Origin of the sequence: Streptomyces sp. UNOC14_S4, from assembly GCF_020740835.1 — a bacterium.
In the GTDB taxonomy this organism is placed as follows: Bacteria; Actinomycetota; Actinomycetes; order Streptomycetales; family Streptomycetaceae; genus Streptomyces.
On the sequence record NZ_JAINFC010000442.1, the window covers coordinates 1 to 6,283 of the forward strand.

Genomic DNA, 6,283 nt, shown 5'->3' on the forward strand with positions numbered 1-6,283 from the left:
GAACCGAATTCGTGGAAAAGCTGGGCAGACCAGCGAGTACGGCACGTCCAGACAACAGCCGCAGACCCACGATCAGCCGGACCGCGATCAGACCGACGCGACGGAATCAGTTCGGTGGATCAAGGCTAAGTTGTCACATCATCAGCAGAGGAGCGTTGCTGTGATCGAGACCAGGTCAGCCGTTCTATCGCACCCTCTCGCCTATGTCCGGGCCAAACTCAGCATGGGCAAAACCGAGTTCGCGTCAGCACTCCGGAGGCATGGCGATCGGCTCGGGCACCATCTGGCTACCACTCGCTCAACCATCTACAAGTGGGAGCGAGGCGACCACGACCCCGAAGCGGTCGCCCAAATCGTGATCGCCGACTATCTCCACTCATGTGGTCTCCCCGGCTGCGCGGAGAGGATCGGAAACCGACCGTGGCCGCTTTGGCTGCCGGCCTGGGACGAACAAGTGATTGCAGCGCCGTGGACTCAGGGGTCTACGCTGGAGGCTCTGACGGCACTAGGGAGTGAACCAGTGGACCGAAGGGGATTTATCGGGGTCAGCGGTGCTGCACTCGTCGGCATTGGCGCCCAGTGGGCCGCTGCTGAACCAGCTCTGGCGGCAGCAGCAAAAGGCGATCAGATCACCAGCCGCACGGTAGACCGTATGGCCGAGCGGATCGAGTCCATCCGCTCCATGGAGCAGGACACGGGAGGCGTGGACTTCCTGGACTCGGCTCGCGCCGACTTGCGGCTCATCACCCGGATGATCAGCAACAGCCGCTACACCGAGGACATCGGCAAGAGCCTCCATGTCCTCGCTGCCGAGGTGTGCTGCCTGCTCGGCTGGATGAGCTACGACGCTGGTCTCCACGCGGCGGCACAGAAGAGCTACACAGCGGCTCTCCGCGCCACGAACACGGCCGGTGACGACATGTTGGGGGCCCACACGCTCTGCTTCATGGCCACGCAGGCGTCGAACCAACGCGAACAGCACGGAGCGATCGGCCTCATGGAGTCAGCAACGAGCGTCAGCGCGCGCGTGTCGGCGGTCATGCAGTCCTCACTCGCCGCTCACGAGACCACCGTCCTCTGCAAGGGCGGCGAGCACAAGAAGGCCGCCCAGGCTCTCAACCGGGCTTTCGCCGCTTTGGAGCGAAGCGACAACGGCGACCGGCCCGCGTACCTCCGCTGGTTCGGCGAGTCCCAACTTCGTTCCACCGAGGGCCGCTTCCTGTTGGCCACCGGACAGGCCGACCGCGCGACAGATGCCCTCGAGAAGTCGGTGGCGCATGCCGCGCCCCGTGATCAAGCTGTCCGCTGCGGCACCCTCGCGCTGGCTTACCAACAGACCGGCGACCTGGACGGCACCCTCGACGCAACCGACAGGGCAATCGAGTACATCAGCAAGGGCATTCACACCCAAAGGGGCGTGGAACGACTCCAAGAGGTCAGCAAGGCTCTCGGGTCGCGTCGTTCCGAGCCTCGAGTCAAAGAAGCCCGTGCCCGCATCGCGTCCCTGGCCGCTGCCTGAACCGTGCGTCCTTGCGCACTGAAAGCCTGAAAGCCCTTCTGCTCCGGCTGGCGCCGGAGCAGGAGGCGGTTTTACCAAAAGGCCGAAACCTCTTGCCAATGGCTGGTCCAGATCTATGCAGCACCGCCGAGCCCTGTGATCATGCGGGCATGCGGAAGATCGTCTATGGGCTGGTATGCGGCGCCATCGCGCTCGGACTCACGTCGTGTTCGTCCGACTCAGGCAGCGACAAGGCTTCTGAGCCGAGCAAGACATCGGCGATCCCCACACCGTCCAGCCCCGCCGCTCCCTCTCCGGATGCGGCGGCATCGCAGGCAGGAGCCCTGGGCGAGTACTCCTTGAGCGCGCCGCGGAAAGATCCGGGGCGCAAGGCGTGCGGCTGCCGCGCCGCAGGTGACGGCGGACCGGCACGCACTGATCACACCCCATAGGCCCAGAGGCGAAAATGATCATCCACACCTTGGTCTTCTCCTTCTCCGACTCGATGCCCGAGGCGGAGCGGAAGCAGTTCTTCTCCGAAATGAGCCAGGTCATCCTCGGTTCCGGCCTGGCCGAGAAGATCGACCACAAGCCGCACCTGCGGCTGCCGGACGACGCCTACGCTCCCGTCTTCGTCTCCAGCGCCATCGCGGAAATCAGCTGCGCGGACCTCCCCACCCTGCAGAAGCTGACCGGATACCCCAAGCTCGGCGAGTTCCGCGATAAGTGGCAGGCCAAGTACCCGTACAAGGTGATCTGGACGAACCACGAGAAGCTGACGGTCTGACCCCGTAGATTCCCGGGCTCGGCTCGGCTCGGCCCGGCTCGGCAGAGAGGCGCTTCCGCCATGGGCGGAAGCGCCTCTCCCCGTTTCCCGTCGCAAGGAGGCGGCTACGAGCCGAATGCCACGCTGTGGGGAAGGTCGCCGAAGAAGTCGGTGAACTGACCGGGCTGCAGGCTGCCCCATGGGTTCTGGCAGTTGCCGTCGAAGTAGAGCGTGGCCGTGGCGTTGGTCTGGTTCGAGGCGTTGGTCGCACCGTCGTGGACGGGCTCGCACACGCGCAGGGGCGGGTCGGTGATCGAGAAGTCCCCCGCCGCCGAGTGGTAGAAGAACGTGCCGTTGGCGGCGTAGGCGCTGCTCATGGGCAGCGCGGTGAAGAGCGCGAGGGCTGCCCCCGCGGTCAGGGCCAGGCGACCGAGGCGCGTCGCCGGAATGCGTCTGATGGTCATGAGGGCAACGGTTCCAGGCGGCACCAGGGCACCCAAGGTGGTACGACTTCCGCGAACCAGGAAACAGAAAGAACAACGCGCGCCCCCACCGCGCTTCGCACGCCTGCCCGGGCTCCCCTGCCGGGCGGCGCGCGCGAAGGCCGCCGTCCCGACCCCTGCTGTCGGGGCGGGACGGCGGCCTCCTCGAGCCGCCTCCCTGCGCCTACTGGAAGGACCGCAGCCGCAGGCTGTTGGTCACCACGAAGACCGAGGAGAAGGCCATCGCGGCGCCCGCGATCATCGGGTTGAGCATGCCCGCCGCGGCGAGCGGCAGGGCCGCGACGTTGTAGCCGAAGGCCCAGAAGAGGTTGCCCTTGATGGTGGCGAGGGTCCGGCGCGACAGGCGGATCGCGTCCGCCGCCACCCGCAGGTCACCCCGCACCAGCGTGAGATCGCCGGCCTCGATCGCGGCGTCGGCGCCGGTGCCCATGGACAGGCCCAGGTCGGCCGTGGCGAGAGCGGCCGCGTCGTTGACGCCGTCGCCCACCATCGCGACCGTACGGCCCTCGGCCTGCAGCCGCTTGACCACGGCCACCTTCTCCTCGGGCAGGACCTCGGCGACGACCTCGTCGATGCCGACCGCCCGGGCGACGGACTCGGCGACGGCCTGGTTGTCGCCGGTCAGCAGGACCGGTCGCAACCCCAGAGCACGCAGTGCGGCGACCGCCTCCGCGCTCGTCTCCTTGATGGCGTCCGTGACCGTGAGGACGCCGCGGGCCGCGCCGTCCCAGGCGACGACGACGGCCGTCCGCCCCTCGGCCTCGGCCGATACCTTGGCCGCGGCCAGGTCCACGGGCAGTTCGATCGCCCAGTCATGCAGCAGCTTCTCGCGCCCCACGAGCACCGCGTGCCCGTCGACGACGCCCTGGACGCCGAGGCCGACGACGCTCTCGAAGTTCTCCGGCACCGGGAGGCCGCCGACGCGCTCGGCGGCACCGGCCGCGACGGCCTGGGCGATGGGGTGCTCGGAGGCGTGCTCCAACGCGCCTGCCAGCCGGAGGAGTTCGGTCTCGTCGACGCCCGGCGCCGTGACGGCCTTCTCCAGCCGCATGCGGCCGGTGGTCACCGTGCCCGTCTTGTCGAGGACGACGGTGTCGACACGGCGGGTGGACTCCAGCACCTCGGGGCCCTTGATGAGGATGCCCAGCTGGGCTCCGCGCCCGGTGCCGACCATGAGGGCGGTCGGGGTCGCGAGGCCGAGGGCGCAGGGGCAGGCGATGATGAGCACGGCGACGGCGGCGGTGAACGCGGCGGTGGCGTCCCCGGTCACGAAGAGCCAGGTCAGCAGGGTGCCGAGCGCGATGACGAGGACGACGGGCACAAAGATCCCGGAGATCCGGTCGGCCAGGCGCTGGACCTCGGCCTTGCCGTTCTGCGCGTCCTCGACGAGCCTGGCCATCCGGGCGAGCTGGGTGTCCGTGCCGATCCGGGTGGCCTCGACGACGAGGCGGCCGCCCGCGTTGACGGTGGCACCGGTGACCGGGTCGCCGACCGTGACGTCCACGGGCACCGATTCGCCGGTCAGCATCGAGGCGTCGACGGCCGAGGCGCCCTCGGCCACGATGCCGTCGGTGGCGACCTTCTCCCCGGGGCGCACCACGAACCGGTCGCCGACGGCCAGTTGGGAGACCGGGACGCGGACCTCGGTGCCGCCGCGCAGCACGGAGACGTCCTTGGCACCGAGCTCCAGCAGCGCCTTGAGCGCCGCGCCCGCCCTGCGCTTGGACCTCGCCTCCAGGTAGCGCCCGGCGAGGATGAAGGTGGTGACGCCCGCGGCGGCCTCCAGGTAGATGGAGGAGGAGCCGTCCGACCGCGCGATGGTGAACTCGAAGCCGTGCCGCATCCCGGGCATGCCCGCGTGCCCGAAGAAGAGCGCCCACAGCGACCAGCCGAGCGCGGCGAGCGTACCGACCGACACCAGGGTGTCCATGGTCGCGGCGCCGTGCCGCGCGTTCGTCCAGGCCGCCTTGTGGAAGGGGAGGGCACCCCAGACGACGACGGGCGCGGCCAGGGTCAGGGACAGCCACTGCCAGTTGTCGAACTGGAGGGCCGGGACCATCGCCATCAGGACCACCGGCACCGACAGCGCCAGGGAGACGCGCAGCCTCTGGCGCAGCGGAAGCGGTTGCCCGTCACCCGCCGCCGCGTCCTCCTCCGGGGCGGGGGCCGCGGGCGGCAGCGGCTCCTCGGCCGTGTAGCCGGTCTTCTCGACCATGGCGACGATGTCGGCGACGGCGATGTCGCCCCCGTACGCCACCTTCGCCTTCTCCGTGGCGTAGTTGACGGTCGCCGTGACGCCTTCCATGCGGTTGAGCTTCTTCTCGATGCGGGCGGCGCACGAGGCGCAGGTCATGCCGCCGATGGAGAGCTCGACCTCGGAGAGGGGAACCGCCGCTGTGCGCAGCGCTGTTGTTCCGGGAGCCGTGCCGGTCATTGCCTGTCTCCTGGGGTAGGCCGGGACGCACGGCGTCCGTATCAGCGGAGCGGTACGTCCCGGCGCGGGAGTGGATGGTGCGCGCACCGGGCCGGTGGCCCGGTGCGTGTGGCGAGTGCGGTGTCAGACGGTGCCGACGAGCTCGTAGCCCGCCTCGTCGACGGCGACGCGGACGGCCTCCTCGTCGAGCGCGGCGGCGGAGGTGACGGTCACCTCGCCCGAGGCCGCGACGGCCTTGACCGCGGTGACGCCGTCGAGGGCGGAGAGCTCCTGGGTGACGGCACCCTCGCAGTGGCCGCAGGTCATGCCGGAGACCTTGTAGACGGTGGTGACTCCGCCCTCGGCCGCGGCGGTCGAGGCAGCGGAGCCGCAGGAGCCGTCGGGGGTGCAGCAGGAACTGGTCATGGCTACTTCCTCGGGTGTCGGGATGCCGGGCGCATGGGCCGCGCCCTCCACTGTCATTCAATATACCCCTAGGGGGTATCACTGCATCCTGTGACGGCAGCCACATGGGCGCGGCGTGGGGGCGTCAACCCCCTGCGGAAGATCCACCCTTTGACGGTAGGCAGCGCGAGCCCGCGGCGTCCCTCTTCCGTGCGGCAGCACGACAGCACCGAGGCCGACGACCGGGCGGGGCGAGACCCCGGACCCGTATCGTCGGCCCCGAAACGCCATTGGCGACCCTTCCGGGCCGTCACCGGCCGCGTGCCACCGGCTCCCCCTCGTCCTTGCCGTCCTCACGGACGGCGTCGCGCCGCGATCCGCGGGAGGCGAACGCCGCGATCAGATCGGCGCCGCGGGCCGCCAGGAAGCGGCGGCGCTCCCAGCGGGAGCGCGGCGGGACGCCGCCCCGGGGCCGCTCCGGCGCGAGCGCGAGGTCGGCGAGGCGCCACCCGGCCCGGGCGAGGTCGGCCAGGAGCCTGTCTCGGCGCGGCCCCTCGGGTGCGGCGCGCAGGGCCGCGTACAAGCCCTCGATCTCTGCCACGGCCGCCCCGACGCGCAGATCCGCGCTGCCCGCCGACGACACCCCGCCCTGCCCCAACTGCGACCTCCCCGATACCTGTACCGACCCGGCGCACAAC

The 6,283-nt window shown here is 70.0% G+C and carries 6 protein-coding genes; 2 read left to right on the forward strand and 4 right to left on the reverse strand.

Translation table 11 applies throughout. The features are described from left to right. Together K6I34_RS28975 and K6I34_RS28980 are read left to right on the forward strand one after the other, a co-directional pair. Positions 1-1,519, forward strand: a 1,519-nt coding sequence (locus tag K6I34_RS28975; protein ID WP_229330338.1) for a hypothetical protein, incomplete at its 5' end; no start/stop codon positions are given. Between the two features lie 445 nt (positions 1,520-1,964). After that, complete coding sequence (locus K6I34_RS28980; RefSeq protein ID WP_229330340.1) at positions 1,965-2,285, forward strand: hypothetical protein; 321 nt, start codon at positions 1,965-1,967, stop codon at positions 2,283-2,285. Between the two features lie 104 nt (positions 2,286-2,389). On the opposite strand, the gene K6I34_RS28985 is transcribed toward K6I34_RS28980, so the two are convergent. From K6I34_RS28985 to K6I34_RS29000, 4 genes are all read right to left on the reverse strand, one after another. Continuing rightward, positions 2,390-2,728 (reverse strand): hypothetical protein, encoded by a 339-nt coding sequence (locus K6I34_RS28985; RefSeq protein WP_229330342.1) that lies wholly within the window; start codon positions 2,726-2,728, stop codon positions 2,390-2,392. Positions 2,729-2,930: 202 nt separating this feature from the next. Continuing rightward, a complete protein-coding gene (locus K6I34_RS28990) occupies positions 2,931-5,201 on the reverse strand; it encodes a cation-translocating P-type ATPase (protein WP_229330344.1) in 2,271 nt (756 codons plus the stop codon). 123 nt (positions 5,202-5,324) lie between these two features. Continuing rightward, positions 5,325-5,606 carry a heavy-metal-associated domain-containing protein gene (locus K6I34_RS28995; protein ID WP_229330346.1) on the reverse strand — a complete coding sequence of 94 codons (282 nt, stop codon included), beginning with the start codon at positions 5,604-5,606 and terminating at the stop codon, positions 5,325-5,327. A 289-nt stretch (positions 5,607-5,895) separates the two neighbouring features. Next, on the reverse strand, positions 5,896-6,283 hold a 388-nt coding region (locus K6I34_RS29000; protein WP_229330348.1), incomplete at its 5' end, for a hypothetical protein.

What these genes read in the sequence shown, in the direction of transcription:
- K6I34_RS28990 (WP_229330344.1), bottom strand. Translation starts at nt 5,201, where the DNA reads ATGACCGGCACGGCTCCCGGAACAACAGCGCTGCGCACAGCGGCGGTT.
- K6I34_RS28995 (WP_229330346.1), bottom strand. Translation starts at nt 5,606, where the DNA reads ATGACCAGTTCCTGCTGCACCCCCGACGGCTCCTGCGGCTCCGCTGCC.
- K6I34_RS28980 (WP_229330340.1), top strand. Translation starts at nt 1,965, where the DNA reads ATGATCATCCACACCTTGGTCTTCTCCTTCTCCGACTCGATGCCCGAG.
- K6I34_RS28985 (WP_229330342.1), bottom strand. Translation starts at nt 2,728, where the DNA reads ATGACCATCAGACGCATTCCGGCGACGCGCCTCGGTCGCCTGGCCCTG.